This is a genomic window from Streptomyces sp. NBC_01474 (genome assembly GCF_035918215.1).
Classification (GTDB): Bacteria; Actinomycetota; Actinomycetes; order Streptomycetales; family Streptomycetaceae; genus Streptomyces; species Streptomyces aureus.
The window spans coordinates 4,765,515-4,787,155 of sequence record NZ_CP109449.1 but is presented as its reverse complement, the minus strand read 5'-3'; the positions used below and the strand labels follow the sequence as shown (position 1 = coordinate 4,787,155).

General features: G+C 70.6%; 18 protein-coding genes. 12 read left to right on the top strand and 6 right to left on the bottom strand.

The features are described from left to right. Nucleotides 1-124 precede the first annotated feature (124 nt). A complete protein-coding gene (locus OG758_RS21855) occupies nt 125-952 on the bottom strand; it encodes a hypothetical protein (protein ID WP_326711551.1) in 828 nt (275 codons plus the stop codon). Between the two features lie 213 nt (nt 953-1,165). On the opposite strand from OG758_RS21855, the gene purN reads away from it, so the two are divergent. Then, complete coding sequence (gene purN, locus OG758_RS21850; protein WP_100594959.1) at nt 1,166-1,831, top strand: phosphoribosylglycinamide formyltransferase; 666 nt, start codon at nt 1,166-1,168, stop codon at nt 1,829-1,831. Next, nucleotides 1,828-3,390 carry a bifunctional phosphoribosylaminoimidazolecarboxamide formyltransferase/IMP cyclohydrolase gene (gene purH / locus OG758_RS21845; RefSeq protein WP_326711550.1) on the top strand — a complete coding sequence of 521 codons (1,563 nt, stop codon included), beginning with the start codon at nt 1,828-1,830 and terminating at the stop codon, nt 3,388-3,390. The genes purN and purH overlap by 4 nt, the downstream gene beginning before the upstream one ends. A gap of 272 nt (nt 3,391-3,662) precedes the next feature. Here the strand turns inward: purH and OG758_RS21840 are convergent, their stop codons facing one another. After that, nucleotides 3,663-4,277 (bottom strand): hypothetical protein, encoded by a 615-nt coding sequence (locus OG758_RS21840; protein WP_326711549.1) that lies wholly within the window; start codon nt 4,275-4,277, stop codon nt 3,663-3,665. Nucleotides 4,278-4,512: 235 nt separating this feature from the next. Here OG758_RS21840 and OG758_RS21835 point away from each other — a divergent pair, with 235 nt between their 5' ends. From OG758_RS21835 to OG758_RS21795, 9 genes are all read left to right on the top strand, one after another. After that, on the top strand, nt 4,513-5,376 hold the full coding sequence (locus OG758_RS21835; protein ID WP_100594794.1) for a bifunctional methylenetetrahydrofolate dehydrogenase/methenyltetrahydrofolate cyclohydrolase: 864 nt from the start codon (nt 4,513-4,515) through the stop codon (nt 5,374-5,376). A 37-nt stretch (nt 5,377-5,413) separates the two neighbouring features. Then, nucleotides 5,414-5,833 (top strand): DUF3017 domain-containing protein, encoded by a 420-nt coding sequence (locus OG758_RS21830; RefSeq protein ID WP_326715996.1) that lies wholly within the window; start codon nt 5,414-5,416, stop codon nt 5,831-5,833. Between the two features lie 658 nt (nt 5,834-6,491). Then, complete coding sequence (locus tag OG758_RS21825) at nt 6,492-7,637, top strand: XRE family transcriptional regulator (protein WP_326711548.1); 1,146 nt, start codon at nt 6,492-6,494, stop codon at nt 7,635-7,637. Between the two features lie 341 nt (nt 7,638-7,978). Next, the gene (locus tag OG758_RS21820) at nt 7,979-8,971 is read left to right on the top strand and encodes a malate dehydrogenase (protein WP_326711547.1); all 993 of its coding nucleotides are present in this window, start codon (nt 7,979-7,981) and stop codon (nt 8,969-8,971) included. A gap of 380 nt (nt 8,972-9,351) precedes the next feature. Further along, nucleotides 9,352-10,854, top strand: coding sequence for an aldehyde dehydrogenase family protein (locus OG758_RS21815; RefSeq protein WP_326711546.1), 1,503 nt, complete (start codon nt 9,352-9,354; stop codon nt 10,852-10,854). Nucleotides 10,855-10,956: 102 nt separating this feature from the next. After that, complete coding sequence (locus tag OG758_RS21810; protein WP_326711545.1) at nt 10,957-12,495, top strand: GMC family oxidoreductase; 1,539 nt, start codon at nt 10,957-10,959, stop codon at nt 12,493-12,495. Further along, nucleotides 12,495-13,739: a quaternary amine ABC transporter ATP-binding protein gene (locus OG758_RS21805; RefSeq protein ID WP_326711544.1), complete on the top strand. Its 1,245-nt coding sequence runs from the start codon at nt 12,495-12,497 to the stop codon at nt 13,737-13,739. Before OG758_RS21810 ends, OG758_RS21805 begins: the two co-directional genes overlap by 1 nt. Then, nucleotides 13,739-15,712 (top strand): ABC transporter permease, encoded by a 1,974-nt coding sequence (locus OG758_RS21800; RefSeq protein ID WP_326711543.1) that lies wholly within the window; start codon nt 13,739-13,741, stop codon nt 15,710-15,712. The genes OG758_RS21805 and OG758_RS21800 overlap by 1 nt, the downstream gene beginning before the upstream one ends. Nucleotides 15,713-15,798: 86 nt before the next feature. Then, nucleotides 15,799-16,740 (top strand): ABC transporter substrate-binding protein, encoded by a 942-nt coding sequence (locus tag OG758_RS21795; protein ID WP_326715995.1) that lies wholly within the window; start codon nt 15,799-15,801, stop codon nt 16,738-16,740. A 60-nt stretch (nt 16,741-16,800) separates the two neighbouring features. Here OG758_RS21795 and OG758_RS21790 read toward each other — a convergent pair whose 3' ends face one another. Both OG758_RS21790 and OG758_RS21785 read right to left on the bottom strand, forming a co-directional pair. Further along, nucleotides 16,801-17,289: a carboxymuconolactone decarboxylase family protein gene (locus tag OG758_RS21790; protein ID WP_326711542.1), complete on the bottom strand. Its 489-nt coding sequence runs from the start codon at nt 17,287-17,289 to the stop codon at nt 16,801-16,803. Beyond that, nucleotides 17,286-17,810, bottom strand: a complete 525-nt coding sequence (locus OG758_RS21785; RefSeq protein WP_326711541.1) for a carboxymuconolactone decarboxylase family protein — start codon at nt 17,808-17,810, stop codon at nt 17,286-17,288. The genes OG758_RS21790 and OG758_RS21785 overlap by 4 nt, the downstream gene beginning before the upstream one ends. A 47-nt stretch (nt 17,811-17,857) precedes the next feature. Between OG758_RS21785 and pdxR the strand changes: the two genes are divergently transcribed. After that, nucleotides 17,858-19,282, top strand: coding sequence for a MocR-like pyridoxine biosynthesis transcription factor PdxR (gene pdxR, locus OG758_RS21780; protein WP_326711540.1), 1,425 nt, complete (start codon nt 17,858-17,860; stop codon nt 19,280-19,282). Nucleotides 19,283-19,334: 52 nt separating this feature from the next. Here the strand turns inward: pdxR and OG758_RS21775 are convergent, their stop codons facing one another. Beyond that, nucleotides 19,335-20,180 (bottom strand): hypothetical protein, encoded by an 846-nt coding sequence (locus OG758_RS21775; RefSeq protein ID WP_326715994.1) that lies wholly within the window; start codon nt 20,178-20,180, stop codon nt 19,335-19,337. A 159-nt stretch (nt 20,181-20,339) separates the two neighbouring features. Next, nucleotides 20,340-21,566: an ornithine--oxo-acid transaminase gene (rocD, locus tag OG758_RS21770; RefSeq protein ID WP_372563808.1), complete on the bottom strand. Its 1,227-nt coding sequence runs from the start codon at nt 21,564-21,566 to the stop codon at nt 20,340-20,342. Nucleotides 21,567-21,641: the final 75 nt, after the last annotated feature.

Genomic DNA, 21,641 nt, shown 5'->3' with positions numbered 1-21,641 from the left:
CTCCCCCAAGCTCTCGGCTGCGCTCGAGCAGGGGGACCCCCATCGCATCGGCGCCTTCCTCCGCTTTGCAGCCGCACGCACCAGACCCCGCTCCCTGAACCAGCCTGATCCGAACGAAAGGACCCTAGTCGCGCGTGCCGAGCAGCGTGCGCAGTTCCTTCGGGAGCTTGTCGTTGCACGCCTTCTGGGACGCGCTGGTCAGCGCGTCGTTCACGCACGTGTAGTAGTCGCTGTAGACCAGCTGTGCCGTGAACGTGGCGGCGACCAGTGCCAGGGCGAGGGAGCCGGTGACCAGGCCGCTGACGGCCGCCGTGGTCTGCGGTCTCGATCCGGTGGCGGGACCCGTGGGGGCCGGAGCGTCCGGGTTCGGCTTGCGGGGCTTGGCGCGCAGGGCACTGATGCCCCAGTACAGGGCGAGCGCGCCGAGCAGGAGCGCCACGTAAGGCCAGCTGAACAGGGCGAAGAAGAAGCCCCACATGCCGGAGAGCAGGGCGTAGCGCGCGCGGCGCTGGGCCGGGTCCGCCGGGTCCCAGCGCATACCGGAGCCGGGGCCCTGGGGGCCTTCGGGTCCGCCCTGGCCGCCGGGTCCGCCGCCCTGGCCGGGGCGGTCGCCGAAGCCCCCGCCCTGGGCGCGGCCCGGCTGCCGGTCGCTCCACTGGCCGCCCCACGGGTTCCGGTCCCCGCCCGACCCGTCGCCCCGCCCGTCCTGGCCGCCCTCGGGGCGGCGCGGCTGCCACGGGCGGTCGGGCGAGCCCTCGGGCGGCGGCGCGAACGGGTTGTCGTCCTTGGAGGGCTTGGAGAGCTTGGACGACTCGGGGGACTCAGGGGACTTCTTGGGGGAATCCGCGGACTTGGGTGGTGTGTCCTGGGGCGGAGGAGGCGTGGGACGGCCTTCGCGCAGCAGGGTCGAGCCGGCGGGCAGCAGCGGCAGGCGGAGGCTTCGGTCCGGCATCAGGTGTGCGTCTTCCCCTAGGTCGATCGTGGCGCGGCTGCGGGCGAGCCCGTCCTGAAGTGAACGTCCCGCGAGCGGGCGGCGTTCCTTCGGTCGGCGAATCCGCCACAGACGCTACCTTCCGGCCGCGCCCCCGTCCCGTGGGGGCCGCTCCATGTGCCGGTATCGTTGCTGACGGTCGACCGCTTCGTAGAGTTCCCCGTATCGGGAACCATGAAGCCTTTGTGCGACCCTACAAACGCACTCCCGAGAAAGGCCCTCGCTGTGGCCAAGCGGCTCGTCGTGCTGGTCTCCGGATCAGGCACGAATCTGCAGGCTCTGCTCGACGCCCTCGCGGCCGAGGGCGCGGAGGGATACGGCGCCGAGATCGTGGCCGTCGGCGCCGACCGTGACTCCATCGCCGGCCTCGAGCGCGCCGAGCGCGCCGGGCTGCCCACCTTCGTCTGCCGGGTGAAGGACTTCGCCACCCGCGAGGAGTGGGACCGGGCGCTCGCCGAGGCCACGGCGGCGTACGAGCCGGACCTCGTGGTCTCGGCCGGGTTCATGAAGATCGTGGGCAAGGAGTTCCTCGCCCGGTTCGGCGGGCGGTTCGTGAACACGCACCCCGCCCTGCTCCCCAGTTTTCCCGGAGCCCATGGTGTGCGCGACGCGCTCGCGTACGGCGCCAAGGTCACCGGTTGCACCGTCCACTTCGTCGACGACGGCGTCGACACCGGCCCGATCATCGCTCAGGGCGTGGTCGAGGTCCGGGACGAGGACGACGCGAGCGCTCTGCACGAGCGCATCAAGGAAGTCGAGCGCAGGCTGCTCGTCGATGTCGTGGGGCGTCTGGCCCGCAACGGCTATCGCATTGAGGGACGAAAGGTAGTTATCCAGTGACCGCCGAGAGCAACAAGCGGCCCATTCGCCGGGCGCTCGTCAGCGTCTACGACAAGACCGGTCTGGAAGACCTCGCGCGCGGGCTGCACGAGGCGGGCGTGGAGCTGGTGTCGACCGGCTCGACCGCTGCGAAGATCGCCGCCGCCGGGGTTCCCGTCACCAAGGTCGAGGAGCTCACGGGCTTCCCCGAGTGCCTCGACGGGCGCGTCAAGACGCTGCACCCGAAGATCCACGCGGGCATCCTCGCCGACCTGCGCCTGGAGGACCACCAGCGCCAGCTGGCCGAGCTCGGCGTGGAGCCCTTCCAGCTCGTCGTCGTGAACCTGTACCCCTTCAAGGAGACCGTCGCCTCGGGCGCCACTCCCGACGAGTGTGTCGAGCAGATCGACATCGGCGGCCCCTCGATGGTGCGTGCCGCCGCCAAGAACCACCCGTCGGTGGCCGTCGTCACCAGCCCTGCCCGGTACGCCGACGTCCTCTCGGCCGTCCGCGACGGCGGCTTCGACCTGACCGCCCGCAAGCGTCTCGCCGGTGAGGCCTTCCAGCACACGGCGGCGTACGACGTCGCGGTGGCCTCCTGGTTCGCCGACGGCTACGCGGCTGCCGACGAGAGCGGCTTCCCCGAGTTCCTGGGCGCGACGTACGGGCGCAAGAACGTCCTGCGCTACGGCGAAAACCCGCACCAGGGTGCCGCCCTCTACGTCGACGGCACCGGCGGTCTCGCCGAGGCCGAGCAGCTGCACGGCAAGGAGATGTCGTACAACAACTACACGGACACGGACGCCGCGCGCCGTGCCGCGTACGACCACGACGACCCGTGCGTCGCGATCATCAAGCACGCCAACCCGTGCGGCGTCGCGGTCGCGTCGAGCGTCGCCGAGGCGCACCGCAAGGCGCACGCCTGTGACCCGGTCTCCGCGTACGGCGGTGTGATCGCCGTGAACCGTCCGGTCACCAAGGAGATGGCCGAGCAGGTCGCGGAGATCTTCACCGAGGTCATCGTCGCGCCCGAGTACGAGGACGGCGCGCTCGAGGCCCTCACCAAGAAGAAGAACATCCGCGTGCTGCGCGCCCACCGGGGCCCGTCGGCGGTCGTCGAGACGAAGCAGATCGACGGCGGCGCGCTCCTCCAGGTCACCGACCGCGTCCAGGCCGACGGCGACAACCCGTCGAGCTGGACCCTCGCCACGGGTGACGCGCTGTCCCCGGGCGAGCTCGACGAGCTGGCGTTCGCCTGGAAGGCGTGCCGCGCGGTGAAGAGCAACGCGATCCTGCTGGCCAAGGACGGCGCCTCGGTCGGCGTCGGCATGGGCCAGGTCAACCGCGTCGACTCCTGCAAGCTGGCCGTGGAGCGCGCGGGCGCGGAGCGGGCGCGAGGCTCCTTCGCCGCGTCGGACGCGTTCTTCCCGTTCCCGGACGGGCCGCAGATCCTGATCGACGCCGGTGTGAAGGCGATCGTCCAGCCCGGCGGTTCCATCCGTGACGAGCAGGTCATCGAGGCCGCGAAGAAGGCGGGCGTGACGATGTACTTCACCGGCACGCGCCACTTCTTCCACTGAGACTCACCGGGACTCACTGAGTCGCGCTGAGCGACACACGACCGCGGGCCGTGCCTTCCCTTGTGAAGGCACGGCCCGCGGTCTGAACTGCGCGTCTTTGCACGGTGGTTCGGTCGGCGGCGGCACGACGACGATGCCGCACAAAAGGTCCGTCCCCCCGCCGGACGATCCGACCGAGCAGGGGTACGGCGAAGGGCCGCGCTCCCCTTGTGACGGGAGAGAGCGGCCCTTACGGGTGAAGGATGGGAAACCCTGGTTCGCCGCGAACTCGATCAGTAGCGCGGGCGGTTGAACCAGGCCGACGCCTGCGAGTTCACCATGGCGGCCATGATGATGCCGCCGATGGCCAGCGCGATGAGGGCGCTGAACACGCCGCTGCTTGTGCCGGACGCGATGTTGACGATGCCGCCGAGGATGATCAACGACGCGTACACGATGGTGGTGACACGCACGCCACTGCCGCCCGTGCTGAACTTCACGGCCAAAATGATGCCGAGCACCGCGAGGATGATCAGGATGGCAACGAAGACGAAACCGAGGCCTGCGAGGCCGCTGGTCTTGTCACCGACGCCCGCGCTGCTGGACACGTCCTGTGCGGCACCGACAAGGAGTCCCACGGCGATTGCAGCGATGATCTGCAGGCCGGACATGATGTAGATGAGGACGCGAGCCGTGGTCATCAGGCCCGGCATCGTCATGGGCATCACATTGCCGCCGGGGTACGCGGGCTGGCCCTGCGGGTAGCCGTAGCCGGGCTGCTGGGGCTGCTGCGGGGGCTGGCCCTGCGGGTAGCCGTAGCCGGGCTGGCCCTGGGGCGCCTGCGGCGGGTAGCCGGGCTGCTGACCCTGCGGCGGACCGTAGGGGTTGTTCGGGTCGCCGAAACTCATGGCTTTTTCCTCCGTTGCCTTAGTGCGGGGACAACGCGCGGCACCAAGTGGAGGAAAGGTCTACAGAGCGGTCGTCCCCCCGGTACTGCCCGCGGCACTGTTGCCGCTCATGGTTCTTTAGGTGACGCTTATTTGTCCAGCCGCATTCCGTATGCGTTGTGGAAGTGCAACAACGGTGATCAAGCTGGGACGCCCGGATTGGAACCGGGGCGGTCCCATCCGCGAAGATGGGGGCATGACCGCCCAGATTCTCGATGGCAAGGCCACCGCAGCCACGATCAAGTCCGATCTGTCCGCCCGTGTGGCGGCCCTGAGGGAGAAGGGCGTCACGCCCGGCCTCGGCACCGTCCTGGTCGGTGAGGACCCGGGCAGCCAGAAGTACGTCGCGGGCAAGCACCGCGACTGCGCCCAGGTCGGCATCGCCTCCATCCAGCGCCACCTGCCGGCCACCGCCACGCAGGAGGAGATCGAGGCGGTCGTCCGCGAGCTCAACGAGGACCCCGCCTGCACCGGCTACATCGTCCAGCTCCCGCTGCCCAAGGGCATCGACGAGAACCGCATCCTGGAGCTGATGGACCCGGCCAAGGACGCGGACGGCCTGCACCCGATGAACCTCGGCCGCCTCGTCCTGAACGAGCCGGCGCCGCTGCCCTGCACCCCCTTCGGCATCATCACGCTGCTGCGCGAGCACGGCGTGGAGATCAACGGTGCGGAGGTCGTGGTCGTCGGCCGCGGCGTCACCATCGGCCGCCCGATGCCGCTGCTGCTCACCCGCAAGTCCGAGAACGCGACCGTCACCCAGTGCCACACCGGCACCCGTGACCTGGCCGCCCACCTCAAGCGCGCCGACATCGTCGTCGCCGCCGCGGGCGTCCCGCACCTGATCAAGCCCGAGGACATCAAGCCGGGCGCCGCCGTGCTCGACGTCGGCGTCTCGCGCGACGAGAACGGCAAGATCGTCGGCGATGTCCACCCGGGCGTCACCGAGGTCGCCGGGTGGATCTCCCCGAACCCGGGCGGCGTCGGCCCCATGACCCGTGCCCAGCTCCTCGTGAACGTCGTCGAGGCCGCCGAACGGAACGCGAACGGTGTCGGCTGACGCCGGCACCGGCACCCCGGAAGGCGCCGAGGGTGCGGTGTCGGCCCCGGGCGCCGATGGGGAGCCGGGGCGTGCCTCGCGCCGGTTCCCGCTCTTCACCAGGGACACCGCGCGCCCCGAGGGCGGTGGCCGCGCGGCGCCGGGCGACGCCCCGGCCCCGGCTCGGCAGTGGCCGATCCTCGCGGTGATATCGCTGGTGGGCGTCGGGCTGCTGCTCACCGCGTTCGACGTGTTCCGCGTCGGGACGCTGCTGATCGGCGTCGCCCTGATCGGCGGTGCGGTGCTGCGCTGGACGCTCCCGTCCGTGGGCATGCTCGCGGTGCGCTCCCGTTTCACCGACATGGTGACGTACGGGTTCCTGGGCGTCGTCATCGTGCTGCTCGCGCTGATGGTGCAACCGAATCCCTGGCTCGTCATCCCGTTCCTGAACGACACGCTGCACTTCACGATCAGCTGACGCCGGCAGCGCACGCACAAAGGCGGCGCCCGTCCTCTCCCCCGAGGGAGGACGGGCGCCGCCGGTCTTTGGGGGCCGGGTCGTCCACGTGGGCCTCACCCTCGCCGTGGAGATCTCCTCGCCGTGGTCATCAGAGTCATGGACGCGTCAGGTGTCCTTCAAGGTTGAGCGGGCCGCTGTGGCACGGAAGTGACCATTCCGCCACGGTGTGCGAGGACGGCAACGATCGGTCCGCCGGACGCTTCCCGTAATGGCCCATTCCTCCTGTGCCGAATTGTGTTGATGTATCGACAAGTTCGCGGATTTACCCGCTGTTGCCTCAACAGCGGGGTTAACGTGGGCAATCGGGACGGTCCGGGGCGACCTAGGCGCTGAGCTGGGGTGTTCGAGGTTCCGTGCGGGGGCGGGGGACCCGGTGGGACACTGGACCGCGGGCCTCCGGTCGTGCAACGGTGCACGCCGGTGGGCCGAACGCCGTCGAATGCCCCCGTGCGCCCCCGCCCCCGGAACTGACATCCTGGCTTCGCGCATCCCACTGGGTAGCCAGAGTGGGCCGGCGAGGCCAACGCCGGCGAGGCCAACGCCGGCCGGGGCCGGCGCGAGGGGTGCGGCGCGGCGCGGGGGATCAGGGCACGTACGGGGGGAATAGGGGGAAGCAATGCCTCGTTGGAGGGCGCTACCGGATGAACTCGACCCGCAGGTCAGGGAGTTCGCAAGCCAGCTCCGCAGGCTCGTCGACCGCAGCGGACTGAGCATCGCCGCGGTCGCGGACCGTACCGGGTACAGCAAGACGTCCTGGGAGCGGTATCTGAACGGCCGGCTGCTCGCGCCCAAGCGCGCGATTGTGACCCTGGCCGAGGTGACGGGCACCAATCCGATCCATCTGACCACCATGTGGGAGCTCGCGGAGCGCGCCTGGAGCCGCTCCGAGATGCGTCACGACATGACGATGGAGGCGATACGGATCTCCCAGGCGCGCGCAGCGCTGGGGGAGTTCGGACCTACGGCCACGAAGACCGGCAAGAATGGCAGCGCGGGCGGCGGCGGCAGGACGGCGGCCAGGCCGTCCGGCGGCGGCGGCGCGACCGGCGTCGCGGGGCCCGCGGGCGTCGCACCGACCGTGCCGCCACAGGGGCAGGCTCCCCTGGCGGACTCGCTGCCGTACGGGAGCGAGAGGGAGCAGGGGCTCCGCCCGGGAGAGCGCGCCGGGGGAGGCGTGCCGTACGCGGACGGGGCGGGGGCCTACGCGGGCGGCGGAGGCCGCGGACCGGATGGGCAGCCAGGGACCGGCGGCGGTTCGCCGGACCGGCAGCGGCGCAGGCGCCGGCTGACGATGTTCCTCGCGGGCGTCGTGGGCGCGCTCGTCGTCGTCGCCGCGGCTGTGTACCTCACGGACGCGGGCAAGGGTGAGAAGGACGACGACGCGAAGCCGGAGGCGACGCCGACCAGCAGCGCCCCTGAGCTGCCCGCGGGAGTTCAGTGCAGCGGCAAGGACTGCACCGGCAAGGACCCCGAGGCGATGGGCTGCGGAGGCGAGTTCGCGCGGACCACGGACTCCGTGCTCGTCGGCCAGGCCAAGGTCGAGGTCCGCTACAGCAAGACGTGCGGGGCCGCGTGGGCGCGCATCACGCAGGCGGTGCCGGGCGACGAGGTCCGGATCCAGCAGGCCGGCACCACCGGTGTGCAGAAGGGCACGGTCAACGCGGACCTCGACGCGTACACCCCGATGGTGGCCGTCACGAAGGCGAGCGAGGCGAAGGCCTGCGCGACGCTGAAGGCCGGCCAGAAGGGGTGCACGCAGTAACGGCGGAGGCGTCGCGAAATTCCATGCGACATGGGGGGCATGCCTGCCCCGGTCCGGGGCAGGCGGAGCAGTACCCCCACGGGAGTAGTCACCGAGTGGCACCCCCACAGGCGGCCGTCTGCCCACCTCTCCCGAGCAGGCGGCCGCCTGCCGTTGCGTCACCTCTCGCGTCGCGACGCCTCTCCCGTCGCGTCGCCTCCCGCTGCGTGGAGTGGGTGGTCTGTGGGGCGGGCCACATGCACCCGGAGGTGCGGGGGGTCCGGGGCGCGATAGCCTGACGGCGGATCTCTTGATGCCGAGAGATCGATCAAAAAAAGCCCTGCTGTCATACGGAGAACGCCATGACCCGCACTCCCGTGAACGTCACCGTCACCGGCGCAGCCGGCCAGATCGGCTACGCACTGCTCTTCCGCATCGCCTCCGGCCAGCTGCTCGGCGCGGACGTGCCGGTCAACCTGCGCCTCCTGGAGATCACCCCGGCGCTCAAGGCCGCCGAGGGCACCGCCATGGAACTCGACGACTGCGCCTTCCCGCTGCTGCAGAACATCGAGATCTCGGACGACCCGAACGTCGCGTTCGACGGCGCCAACGTCGCCCTCCTCGTCGGCGCCCGCCCCCGCACCAAGGGCATGGAGCGCGGCGACCTGCTCTCCGCCAACGGCGGCATCTTCAAGCCGCAGGGCAAGGCGATCAACGACAACGCCGCGGACGACATCAAGGTCCTCGTCGTCGGCAACCCGGCCAACACGAACGCGCTCATCGCGCAGGCCGCCGCCCCGGACGTACCGGCCGACCGCTTCACGGCCATGACGCGTCTGGACCACAACCGCGCGCTCACGCAGCTCGCGAAGAAGACCGGCACGACGGTCGCGGACATCAAGCGCCTCACCATCTGGGGCAACCACTCCGCCACCCAGTACCCGGACATCTTCCAGGCGTCCGTCGCGGGCAAGCCGGCCATCGAGGCCATCGGCGGCGACGAGCAGTGGCTGGCCGACAACTTCATCCCGACCGTCGCCAAGCGCGGCGCCGCGATCATCGAGGCCCGTGGCGCGTCCTCGGCCGCCTCGGCCGCGAACGCCGCGATCGACCACGTCCACACGTGGGTCAACGGCACCGCCGAGGGCGACTGGACCTCCATGGGTATCCCGTCGGACGGCTCCTACGGCGTCCCGGAGGGCCTGATCTCCTCCTTCCCCGTCACCACCAAGGACGGCAAGTACGAGATCGTCCAGGGCCTGGACATCAACGAGTTCTCCCGCGCCCGCATCGACGCGTCGGTGAAGGAGCTCGAGGAGGAGCGCGCCGCGGTCCGCGAGCTCGGCCTCATCTGATCCACGCGTCCCGCAGGTACCCGTAGTCACCTGCACGCGGCCTTACCCGCGCCCCCGTCCGTCCGGTCGATCCGGAGGGGCGGGGGCGCGGTGTTTGTACCGGGCGTGTCCGTACCGGGCTTCTTGTGCCCGGCGTGTCCGTACGGGTCATGCCTGTACGAGGCATGTTTGTACAGGGCATGTACCCCGAGTAGCCGCGCCAGTGGTGACTTTTCGGACTTATTGGCCATGTATGCGGTGACGCAGACCACTTTCGGCCACGGGTTGTGCATGCTTTCCGATCCCCAGGGCAGGGGCTTCCGACGTCGCGGGCTCTTCGTGAAAAGGGAGTTCCGCGATGTTCAAGGGGGACTGTTCGGGAACGGAAGGCAAAACGGGACGTGTCTGAAAACCAGAGCATTTTCGTGGACGGAGAGTGGCGCAGCGCCGCCTCCGGGGCCACGCGCGAGATCCTCGACCCGGCGGATGCCCAGCCGTTCGCACTGATCGCCGAGGGCGGCACACAGGACGCGGACGCCGCGGTCGCCGCCGCCCGCCGCGCCTTCGACGAAGGAACGTGGCCGGCGACGCCCGTCGCCGAGCGCGCCGCTCTGCTGCGCCGCGTCGCCGATCTCCTCGTACGCGACCGGGAGAAGATCGGCCTGCTCGAGAGCCGCGACGCGGGCAAGACCGTCGAGGAAGGGCGCGTCGACGTCGACTGTGTCGCCGACGCCTTCCGGTACTTCGCCGATCTGGTCGTCGGAGAGGGCGGCGGACGTGTCGTCGACGCCGGGTCCGACGAGATCCACAGTGTCGTCGTGCACGAGCCCGTCGGCGTCTGCTCCCTGATCACGCCGTGGAACTATCCGCTCCTCCAGGCCAGTTGGAAGGTCGCCCCGGCCCTCGCCGCCGGAAACACCTTCGTCATCAAGCCGAGCGAGATCACGCCGCTGACCACCGTGGTCCTCATCGAGCTCCTGGCGGAGGCCGGTCTTCCCGCGGGCGTCGCCAACATCGTGACCGGCCCCGGCCACACCGTGGGCGCCCGGCTCGCCGAGCACCCGGACGTAGACCTCGTCTCCTTCACCGGCGGCCTGATCAGCGGCACGAAGGTCGCGCAGGCCGCGGCCGCCGACGTGAAGAAGATCGCCCTCGAACTGGGCGGCAAGAACCCGAACGTCGTCTTCGCCGACTCCTGCGAGACCGAGGAAGGCTTCGACACCGCCGTCGACCAGGCGCTGAACGCCGCCTTCATCCACAGCGGACAGGTCTGCTCCGCCGGCGCCCGGCTCATCGTCGAGGAGTCCGTGCGCGAGCGCTTCGTCGCCGAACTCGCCCGTCGCGCCGAGCGGATCAGGCTCGGCCGCGGCACCGAGGACGGCGTCGAGTGCGGCCCCCTCGTCTCCGCGCAGCAGCGCGACAAGACCGAGTCGTACGTGGCGTCGGCCCTCGCCGAGGGCGCCGTGCTGCGCAGCGGCGGCAAGCGGCCCGAGCCCAGCGAAGTACGGCCCGCCGACGGGTACTTCTACGAGCCGACCGTCCTCGACCAGTGCCACCGCGAGATGCGCGTCGTCCGCGAGGAGGTCTTCGGGCCCGTCCTGACGGTCGAGACGTTCCGCACCGAGGACGAGGCCGTCGCGCTCGCCAACGACACCGAGTACGGGCTCGCCGGAGCCGTCTGGACCGCCGACGCGGGCCGCGCGCGGCGCGTCGCCGGACGCCTTCGCCACGGCACCGTCTGGATCAACGACTTCCACCCCTACCTCCCGCAGGCGGAGTGGGGCGGCTTCGGCAAGAGCGGCATCGGCCGCGAGCTGGGTCCGGCCGGGCTCGCCGAGTACCGCGAGACCAAGCACGTCTACCAGAACCTGGCGCCGAAGCCCGTGCGCTGGTTCGCGGGCTGACCACCCACCCTTCGCACCGGGCTGACCACCCGTTTCTTTCGCGCTGGGCCGGCCGACCGCACTTCGCACTGCCCATTACGCGCAGAACCTTGGAGTTGACGCATGCCTGAGAAGTCCGTGAACACCTACGACTACGTCGTCGTCGGCGGCGGCACCGCCGGATCCGTCATAGCGTCCCGCCTCACCCAGAACCCCGACGTCACCGTCGCCGTCATCGAGGGCGGCCCGAGCGACATCGACCGCGACGACGTCCTGACCCTGCGCCGCTGGCTCGGCCTCCTCGGGGGCGACCTCGACTACGGCTACACCACCACCGAGCAGCCGCGGGGCAACTCGCACATCCTGCACAGCCGCGCCAAGGTGCTCGGTGGCTGCTCGTCGCACAACACGCTCATCTCGTTCAAGCCGCTGCCCGGCGACTGGGACGAGTGGGCCGCGGCCGGTGCCGAGGGCTGGGACCACAAGGCGATGGACCCGTACTTCGGCAAGCTGCGCAACAACATCGTGGCGGTCGACGAGAAGGACCGGAACGCGATCGCCCGCGACTTCGTCGACGCCGCGCAGACCGCCACGGGCGTGCCGCGCGTGGACGGCTTCAACAAGGCGCCGTTCAAGGACGGCGTCGGCTTCTTCGACCTCGCGTACCACCCGGAGAACAACAAGCGCTCCAGCGCCTCCGTCGCCTATCTGCACCCGCACATGGAGGCCGGTGACCGGCCCAACCTGACTCTCCTCCTGGAGACCTGGGCGTACCGGCTGGAGATGGACGGCACGCGGGCGCGGGGCGTCCACGTACGGACGAAGGACGGCGAGGAACTGCTCGTCGAGGCGCGGCGCGAGGTCGTCGTGTGCGCCGGCGCCGTCGACACGCCACGGCTGCTCATGCACTCCGGCATCGGGCCGAAGGCCGACCTGGAGAAGCTCGGGATTCCGGTCCTGCACGATCTGCCGGGCGTCGGCGAGAACCTGCTCGACCACCCCGAGTCCGTGATCGTGTGGGAGACGGACGGGCCGATCCCCGACAACTCCGCGATGGACAGCGACGCGGGCCTCTTCGTGCAGCGTGATCCGGAGGCGAGCGGGCCGGACCTGATGTTCCACTTCTACCAGATCCCGTTCACCGACAACCCGGAGCGCCTCGGCTACGTCAGGCCGGAGCACGGGGTGTCGATGACGCCGAACATCCCCAAGCCGCGCAGCCGCGGCCGCCTCTACCTGACCAGCGCGGACCCGGAGGAGAAGCCCGCCCTCGACTTCCGTTACTTCACGGACGAGGACGACCACGACGGCCGCACGCTGGTCGACGGCATCAGGATCGCGCGGGAGATCGCGAAGACCGAGCCGCTCGCCGGCTGGCTCAAGCGTGAGGTGTGCCCCGGGCCCGACGTCGTGGGCGACGAGGAACTCGGCGAGTACGCGCGCAAGGTCGCGCACACCGTCTACCACCCCGCCGGGACCTGTCGCATGGGTGCGAAGAATGATGAACTCGCCGTTGTGGACCCAGAGTTGAGGATCCGGGGCCTGGAAGCGATCCGCATTGCCGACGCGTCGGTCTTCCCGACGATGCCGGCGGTGAACCCGATGATCGGGGTGCTCATGGTCGGGGAGAAGTGTGCCGAGCTGCTGGGTGGTGATGCGTGATGAGTACGAACACGATGGCGAACGCTGAGGTGACGGACGCGCAGGCGGGATCGCCGGTGTTCTCCGTGAACAACCTGTGGAAGGTCTTCGGGCCGAAGGCCGACCGGGTGCCGGGTGACGCGGAGCTGGCCGCCCTGAGCGCCGCCGAACTGCGCGCCCGCACCGGGTGCACCGCCGCGGTCCGCGACGTCAGCTTCGACGTGCGCAGGGGCGAGGTCTTCGTCGTCATGGGCCTTTCCGGCTCCGGCAAGTCCACCCTCGTACGCTGCCTGACCCGGCTCATCGAGCCGACCTCCGGCGGCATATCCATCGACGGCGAGGACGTCCTCGGCATGGACAAGGGGCGCCTGCGCGAACTGCGCCGGCACCGCGCCGCCATGGTCTTCCAGCACTTCGGGCTCCTTCCGCACCGCACCGTGCTCGACAACGTCGCGTACGGCCTGGAGATCCAGGGCGTGGGCCGCGCCGAGCGGCGCGCCAAGGCGGCGGAGGTCGTCGCGAAGGTCGGCCTCGACGGCCTTGAGCAGCGGCGCCCCGGGCAGCTGTCCGGCGGTCAGCAGCAGCGTGTCGGGCTCGCGCGCGCCCTCGCGGTCGATCCCGAGGTGCTGCTGTTCGACGAGCCGTTCAGCGCCCTCGACCCGCTGATCCGCCGCGACATGCAGGAGGAGGTCATCCGGCTCCACCGCGAGGAGGGCCGGACCATGGTCTTCATCACGCACGACCTCAGCGAGGCGCTGCGGCTCGGCGACCGGATCGCGCTGATGCGTGACGGCCGGATCGTGCAGCTGGGCACGCCCGAGGAGATCGTGGGCTCGCCCGCCGACGACTACGTACGCGAGTTCGTCCGGGACGTGCCGCGCGAGCAGGTCATGACAGTCCGCCGCGCGATGCGGCCCGCCGACGCCGAAGAGGAGGGCCGCGGCCCGACCATCGCGCCCGGCGCGACCGTGTCGGAGGCGATCGAGGCGGTCGCCAGGACCGGGTTCGCGGTGCGGGTCATGGACGAGGGGCGCTGCCTGGGCGTCGTGGACCATGCGCGGCTGCTGGGTGTGGTGGCGGGGACGGACGGGTCCGCGATGGAGGGGTTCTCCGGCGAGGCGGACGAGGCCGGGACTGACGCTTCCGGTTCGGGTTCCGATTCGGCTGCGACTGACGCTTCCGGTTCGGGCTCGGGTTCGGCTGTGGCAGGCGCCGGCGCCGATGCGCCCGCGCCCGTCACCCCGCCGGGCGAGGAGGTCGCCTGATGGCTGCCGCCAGTACCGCCACCGCCCCCGCGGCGGACACCCCGCGCTTCGGCGCGCTCCTGCGCAACCGCGTCCTCGGCAAGCTCCTGCTGCTCGCCGTCGTCGCGGCCGTACTCGTACCGATCGTGAACGCCAGGTGGGCGAGCGGCAGTTGGCCGCACGCGCTCACCGTCGATCTGACCGGACCGCTGGGGAAGACCAGTGACTGGATCATCGACAACCGGGACAGCCACCCGCTGTTCCTCTACTTCTTCGGCCACATCAGCAACGCCGTCGTCGTGAGCGTGCGCGGCGTCTACCTGGTGCTCCTCGCGGCCGGCTGGGCCGGCGTCACCGCCGCGGCCGGACTCATCGCCTGGCGGGTCGCGGGCCTGAAGCTCGCGGCGTCCGCCGTCGTCGCGATCCTCGTGTGCGGCTGGTTCGGCATGTGGGTGCCGACCATGCAGACCCTCGCGCTGATGATCGTCGCGGTCCTCGCCTCGGTCGTGCTCGGCATGCTTCTGGGACTCGCGGCCGGACTCTCCGACCGCACGTACCGGGCGCTGCGCCCCGTCCTCGACACGATGCAGGTCTTTCCCGCGTACGCGTATCTGCTGCCGGTCGTCCTGGTGTTCGGCATCGGCGTGCCCGCGGCCGTCCTCGCGACCGTCGTCTACGCCGCCCCGCCGATGGCCCGTCTGACGGCGCTCGGCCTGCGAGGCGCCGACGGCGGCGTGATGGAGGCCGTCGCCTCGCTCGGCGCGACCGCGCGTCAGCGGCTCCTGACGGCCCGGCTCCCGCTCGCCCGCAAGCAACTCCTCCTCGGGCTCAACCAGACGATCATGATGGCGCTCTCGATGGCCGTCATCGCGTCGGTGATCGGCGCGGGCGGCCTCGGCGACCGCGTGTACCAGGCACTGGCCTCCGTGGACGTCGGCGCGGCCCTCGCGGCCGGCATCCCGATCGTGCTGCTCGCCGTGATCCTGGACCGTACGACGGCCGCGGCGGGGGAGCGGCTCGGCGCCGCCGAACCCGACGGCCGTCGCCTGCACGGCGCGTACGGCTGGGGCGTCGCCGCGGTTCTCACGGTGGTCGCCGCCCTCGCGGCCCGTCTCGCGGACCGGATCGACTGGCCCGACACCTGGACCGTGAACATCGCGGACCCGGTCAACAACGCCGTCGACTGGATGACCGACCACCTCTACTCCGGTGTCCCCTACATCGGCGGAACCGCCGACTGGGCCGGGCACTTCACCACCTGGGTCCTCGACCCGCTGCGCGACGGGCTGCAGTGGCTGCCCTGGTGGTCCGTGCTCCTCATCGTCGCCGCGCTGGCCTGGCTGATCGGCACCTGGCGCACCGCCGTGACGGCCGTGCTCGCCATGGCCGCGATCGGTGTCCTCGGTGTGTGGAAGCCGTCGCTCGACACGCTGTCGCAGGTACTCGCGGCCGTCGCCGTGACGCTCGTCGTCGGCTTCGCGGTCGGGATCGCGGCGGCGCGCAGCGGGCGGCTCGAACGCCTGCTCAGGCCGGTGCTCGACGTCTTCCAGACGATGCCGCAGTTCGTCTATCTGATCCCGGTGGTCGCACTGTTCGGCGTCGGCCGTGCCCCCGCGGTCGCCGCCGCCGTCGTCTACGCGCTGCCGGCCGTCATCCGCATCACCACGCAGGGACTCCGCGAGGTCGACGGGGCCGCCATGGAGTCGGCCCGGTCGATGGGCGCGACGAGCGGGCAGCAACTGCGCCAGGTCCAGCTGCCGCTGGCCCGGCCCGCGCTGCTCCTGGCCGTGAACCAGGGTGTCGTCCTCGTTCTCGCCGTCGTGATCATCGGCGGTCTGGTGGGCGGTGGCGCGCTCGGCTACGAGGTCGTGTTCGGCCTCGCGCAGGGCGACCTGGCGACCGGGCTCGTCGGCGGCGCGGCGATCGTGTGCCTCGGTCTCATGCTCGACCGGGTCACCCAGCCGACCGAACGCCGCGCGAAGAAGGGAGCGTGATCGCGATGCGAGCACTTCGATCTTTCCGCCCGGTGCGGGCACGCAGGATGACCACGTTGCGCCCCGTGCGGGCGCGCAGGATGACCATGGGGCTCGCGGCCGCGGGCACCCTGTTGGTGGCGACCGGTTGTGGCGCCGCCGACATGACCAAGCAGTCCTCTCCGTACGCCAACGCGCAGGGCGCGAAGACGGTGACCCTGTCCGTGCAGTCCTGGGTCGGCGCGCAGGCCAACATCGCCGTGGCCGAGTACCTGCTCAAGCACGAGCTCGGCTACCGCGTCGACACCGTCCAGGTCGACGAGGTCCCCGCGTGGGACGCGCTCAGCCAGGGCCGCGTCGACGCGATCATGGAGGACTGGGGCCACCCCGACCAGGAGCAGCGGTACGTCAAGGACAAGAAGACGATCGTGAACGGCGGCGACCTCGGCGTCACCGGACACATCGGCTGGTTCGTCCCCACGTACTTCGCCAAGCAGCATCCGGACGTCACCGACTGGAAGAACCTCAACAAGTACGCGTCCCAGCTGCGGACCGCGGAGAGCGGCGGCAAGGGCCAGCTCCTCGACGGCTCCCCGTCGTACGTCACCAACGACAAGGCGCTGGTCGACAACCTGAAGCTGAAGTACCAGGTCGTGTTCTCCGGTTCCGAGGCGGCTCAGATCACCCAGATCAGGCAGTTCGCCAAGGCCAAGAAGCCGTTCCTGACGTACTGGTACCAGCCGCAGTGGCTGTTCAAGAAGGTGCCGATGACGGAGGTGAAGCTGCCGGCCTACAAGGACGGCTGCGACGCCGACCCGAAGAAGGTGGCCTGCGCCTATCCGAAGACGCCGCTCCAGAAGTACCTCAACGCGGACTTCTCGAAGAACGGCGGCAAGGCGGCGGCCTTCCTGAAGAACTTCAATTGGACCACCGAGGACCAGAACGAGGTCTCCCTGCTCATCGCCGACCAGAAGCTGTCGCCGGACGAGGCGGCGAAGAAGTGGATCGACGAACACGAGTCGACGTGGCGGTCCTGGCTGCCGAAGTAGCCGTACGGCTCCTCCCCGCGCGCGTGCCGGGCGCCTTTCCTGACGGGGGCACCCGGCACGTCACCACTGCGGTCCGCCCGGCGCGATCCGGCGGCTCACCATGAGCCGGTTCCAACTGTTGATGACGGTGATCACGCCGAGGAGATGGGCGAGCTCGTCCTCACCGAAGTGCTTGGCCGCCGCCTCGTACGTCTCGTCCGGCACGAAGCCGTCGGTGAGGACCGTGACGGCCTCGGTGAGTGCGAGCGCGGCCCGCTCGCGCTCGGTGAACTGCTCGGGGACCTCTGCCCACGCGTTGAGCAGCGCGATCCTTTCCCAAGCCCTCGACTTCGCTCGAGCAGGGGATACCCCGACGGCACTCTCACCGTTCTTCTCGACGGCGAGGCCCACGTGCATGTCCAGGCAGAACGCGCACTCGTTGATCTGCGACGCCCGGATCATCACCAGCTCGGCGAGAACCGGGTCGCCGAGCCCCTTCTTCGCGGCGGCGCCGAGCGCGATCATCGCGTCGCGCACACCGGCGTCCAGGTGCGTCGTACGGGCTGTCACTTGAAGTCGCCCGCGGTGTAGTGGCCGGGGACCATCCGCGTCGACACACCGAACCGGTTCCACGCGTTGATCACCGTGATCGCGGCGATCAGCTGCGTCAGCTCCTTCTCATCGTACAGCTTCGCCGCCTTCTCGTACGTCTCGTCCGGCACGAACCCGTCCGTGAGCACGGTGATCGCCTCGGTCAGCTCGATCGCCGCGATCTCCCTGGGCGTGTAGAAGTGCTGCGACTCCTCCCACGCGCCGAGCTGGATGATCCGCTCCACGCTCTCGCCCGCGGCGAGCGCGTCCTTGGAGTGCATGTCGAGGCAGAACGCGCAGTGGTTGAGCTGCGAAGCGCGGATCTTGACCAGCTCCAGCGTCACCGGATCGACGCCCTTACGGGCCTCCGCGTCGAGCCTGATCATGGCCTTGTAGACCTCCGGAGCGTGCTTGGCCCAGGCCAGCCGGGGCGCATGCTCGTGGACGTACTCCTTGGTGGTCCGGCCGGTGCTGTCGGTGGTGTTCTCGTTCGTCGTCATGACATCGACCCTACGAGCGGAGTAGCCCACAGGTATGGTCCATTTCCATGGTGAAACCCTGGGCCACTTCGCCCTCCGGACAGGCACTCGGTATCGATCTGCACGTCGAGCCGACCGGCTCCGGCCTGCGCAAAGGCCTCACCGACGCGCTCCGTGACGCCGTACGCGGCGGACGTCTCGCCCCTGGCGTACGCCTCCCCTCATCCCGCACACTCGCCGCCGATCTGGGCATCGCCCGCAACACGGTCGCCGACGCCTACGCAGACCTCGTCGCCGAGGGCTGGCTCACCGCGCGCCAGGGCTCGGGGACGCGCGTCGCGGAGCGGCCGGTCGAGGCACCCCGGCCGGCCTCGACCCGCGGGCGGCGCGCCCCGGCCGGCCTCCGCCACGACCTGCACCCCGGCACCCCCGACCTCTCCTCGTTCCCACGCGCCGAATGGCTCAAGGCCTCACGCCGTGCCCTCAACGCCGCCCCGAACGACGCCCTCGGCTACGGCGATGCCCGCGGTCGCGTCGAACTGCGCACCGCACTCGCCGGCTACCTCGCCCGCGCCCGAGGTGTCCACGCAGACCCGGACCGCATCGTCATCTGCTCCGGCTTCGTCCACGGCCTGATTCTGCTCGGCGAGGTGCTGCGCAACAGGGGCGTGCGCGACGTCGCCGTGGAGACGTACGGGCTCGACGTCCACTGGGACGTCCTGACACGGTCGGGCCTGCGCACCCACCCCCTTCCCCTCGATCAACTCGGCACCCGCACCGACGAATTGGCGACCGGCGAACCGGCTGTGGGCGCCGCCCTCCTGACCCCCGCCCACCAGTTCCCGATGGGCGGGGCCCTGCACCCCGACCGCCGCGCCGCCGTCGTCGACTGGGCCCGCCGCACCGGCGGACTGATCCTGGAGGACGACTACGACGGCGAGTTCCGCTACGACCGCCAGCCCGTCGGCGCCCTCCAGGGACTCGACCCCGACCGCGTCGTCTACTTCGGCACGGCCAGCAAATCGCTCGCACCCGGCCTGCGCCTCGGCTGGCTGGTGCTGCCGCCCTCCGTCATCGGGGAGGTGATCGAGGCGAAGGGCGTCGCCGACTGGTCGTGCGGCGTCCTCGACCAGCTGACCCTCGCGGAGTTCATCGACTCGGGCGCCTACGACCGCCATGTCCGCGGCGCCCGCCTGCGCTACCGCCGGCGCCGCGATCAGCTGGTCGCCGCCGTTGCCGAACGCGCCCCCGACGTGCGCGCCACCGGGATCGCCGCCGGCCTGCACGCCGTCCTCCAACTCCCGCCCGGCACCGAACAGTCCGTGGTCCGCGCCGCCGCCTGGCAGCGCCTGGGAGTCTCCGGCCTCTCCAGCTTCCGCCATGACGAAGCCACCACCGAACCACCGCTGGACGCCCTGGTGGTCGGCTACGGAACCCCACCGGATCACGCCTGGACCAGCGCGCTGGAGGCCTTGTGCCGGGCGCTGCCGTAGGGGACCGGCATCGGGCGGCAGGCGTCTCGGGTCGGGTCGGCCCGGGTTCGGGTCAGACCCGGGCCGGTGTGGACGCGTCCTCCACCGGCGCCTCCCCGAAGCGCGCCAGCGCCAACGCCCCCGCCACGGCCACCACGAAGCCGAGAGCCGCCAGCCAGCCCAGCCCCTCGCGCGTGCGGTCCCCGAGCCAGATCACCCCGACCAGCGCCGGCCCCACCGTCTCGCCCACGACCATCCCCGCAGTGGCCGTAGTCACCGACCCCTTCTGCAACGCCGAGGTCAGCAGCAGAAACGCCGCACCCCCACCGAGCAGCAGTGCATACGTCGCCGGATTGCTCAGCAGCGCGCCGGGCGACACGTCGTCGATGAGCCGTACCGACACCTCCACCACCCCGAACCCGAAACCCGAGCCGAGCCCCAGCGCGAGCGCCCGGCCCCGCCCCGGCAGCCGCCCGGCCACCGCCCCGATCAACAGCACCCCGAGCGCCGTCCCCAGCATCGCGTACCGCAGCGCGTCCGAGCCGGCCTGCGCTCCCTCCGCCCCCGACGCCAGCCCCAACATCGCGAGCCCCGCCACCACCACCCCGACAGCGCCCCACTCGACGCCGCTCAGCCGTACGTCCAGCAGCCGCGTGGAGACCACCGCCGTCACCGCCAGGCTCGCGGCGAGCGCGGCCCCGACGGCGTAGATCGGAATGGATCGCAGCGCCACGACCTGCAACACGAACCCGAGCAGGTCGAGCCCCAGCCCGGCGACATAACGCCACTGCTGCAGCGCCCGCAGCAACAGCGCGGCGTCGACACCGGACCCCGACCCCGGCTCCGCGGCCCGCGCGGCCATCGCCTGCAACACGGAAGCCGTACCGAAACAGGCCGCCGCCCCGAGCGCGCAAAGCATTCCAAGAAGCACAAAGCGACTGTAGAGGGTGTGCCTACGCCGACCGGCCCGTGAGCGATTCCTGCTCCGGTGGCTCCGTGAGCGGCTCCCCGTCCGGTGGTGCTCCCGTGAGTGGCCGGACCACGAGTCGGCCGCCCGTGCGCCGGAGGCGCACCGCCGTCAGACCGCCAGGACCGCCCGGAGCTGGTCGAGCCCCCAGTCCAGGTCCTCCTTACTGATCATCAGAGGGGGAGCGATCCTGATCGTGCTGCCGTGGGTGTCCTTGACCAGGACGCCCTTGGCCATCAACTTCTCCGAGATCTCTCTTCCCGTCCCGTACGACGGATCGATGTCGACCCCCGCCCACAGCCCGCGTCCCCGCACCTGCGTCACCTTGCCCGTGCCCGTCAGCAGCCCGAGCTCCGCGTGGAGATGCTCGCCCAGCTCGGCCGCCCGCTGCTGGAACTCCCCGGTGCGCAGCATCGCGATGACCTCGAGCGCCACCGCACACGCCAGCGGATTCCCGCCGAACGTCGATCCGTGCTCGCCCGGCTTGAACACCCCGAGCACCTCGCGGCTGGACACCACCGCCGACACCGGCACGACCCCACCGCCGAGCGCCTTGCCCAGCACGTACATGTCAGGCACCACGCCCTCGTGCTCACAGGCGAACGTCCGCCCCGTCCGCCCGAGCCCCGACTGGATCTCGTCCGCGATGAACAGCACGTTCCGCTCGCGGGTCAACTCCCTTACCGCCGGAAGATATCCGGCCGGCGGTACGAGGACACCGGCCTCGCCCTGGATCGGTTCGAGCAGCACCGCGACGGTGTTCTCGGTGACAGCGCCGCGCAGCGCCGTCAGATCGCCGTACGGCACGATCTCGAACCCCGGCGTGTAAGGACCGAAGTCCGCGCGCGCCTCATGGTCCGTGGAGAAGCTGACGATCGTCGTGGTGCGTCCGTGGAAGTTGTTGCCCGCCACGACGATCTTCGCTCTGCCGTCGAGCACCCCCTTGACCTGGTACCCCCACTTCCTCGCCGTCTTTACGGCGGTCTCGACCGCCTCCGCCCCTGTGTTCATCGGCAGCACCATGTCCATGCCGCACAGCTCCGCGAGCTGGGTGCAGAATGCGGAGAACCGATCGTGATAAAAGGCGCGGGACGTCAGCGTCACCCGCTCCAGCTGCGCCTTGGCGGCCTCGATGAGCCGCTGGTTCCCATGGCCGAAGTTGAGCGCTGAGTAGCCTGCGAGCATGTCGAGGTACCGGCGCCCTTCGACATCCGTCATCCACGCGCCCTCCGCCGTGGCGACCACGACGGGCAGCGGATGGTAGTTGTGCGCACTGTGCGCTTCGGACGCGGTGATGAAGGCTTCCGTTGCGGCATTCGGAGGAGTCACAGCAGTCACGGGATCTCCGTTCTTACAGCTCTGATGGCGCGAAGACGTGGGCTTGTGGCCTCTTCCTATCGTCGCTCGCATCGT

Coding starts and splice junctions, on each gene's coding strand:
- pdxR (WP_326711540.1), top strand. CDS start 17,858: ATGGTGAAACCCTGGGCCACTTCGCCCTCCGGACAGGCACTCGGTATC.
- purN (WP_100594959.1), top strand. CDS start 1,166: ATGAAGCCTTTGTGCGACCCTACAAACGCACTCCCGAGAAAGGCCCTC.
- OG758_RS21805 (WP_326711544.1), top strand. CDS start 12,495: ATGAGTACGAACACGATGGCGAACGCTGAGGTGACGGACGCGCAGGCG.
- OG758_RS21785 (WP_326711541.1), bottom strand. CDS start 17,810: ATGACGACGAACGAGAACACCACCGACAGCACCGGCCGGACCACCAAG.
- OG758_RS21855 (WP_326711551.1), bottom strand. CDS start 952: ATGCCGGACCGAAGCCTCCGCCTGCCGCTGCTGCCCGCCGGCTCGACC.
- OG758_RS21835 (WP_100594794.1), top strand. CDS start 4,513: ATGACCGCCCAGATTCTCGATGGCAAGGCCACCGCAGCCACGATCAAG.
- OG758_RS21820 (WP_326711547.1), top strand. CDS start 7,979: ATGACCCGCACTCCCGTGAACGTCACCGTCACCGGCGCAGCCGGCCAG.
- OG758_RS21810 (WP_326711545.1), top strand. CDS start 10,957: ATGCCTGAGAAGTCCGTGAACACCTACGACTACGTCGTCGTCGGCGGC.
- OG758_RS21795 (WP_326715995.1), top strand. CDS start 15,799: ATGGGGCTCGCGGCCGCGGGCACCCTGTTGGTGGCGACCGGTTGTGGC.
- OG758_RS21800 (WP_326711543.1), top strand. CDS start 13,739: ATGGCTGCCGCCAGTACCGCCACCGCCCCCGCGGCGGACACCCCGCGC.
- OG758_RS21775 (WP_326715994.1), bottom strand. CDS start 20,180: ATGCTTTGCGCGCTCGGGGCGGCGGCCTGTTTCGGTACGGCTTCCGTG.
- OG758_RS21825 (WP_326711548.1), top strand. CDS start 6,492: ATGCCTCGTTGGAGGGCGCTACCGGATGAACTCGACCCGCAGGTCAGG.
- OG758_RS21840 (WP_326711549.1), bottom strand. CDS start 4,277: ATGAGTTTCGGCGACCCGAACAACCCCTACGGTCCGCCGCAGGGTCAG.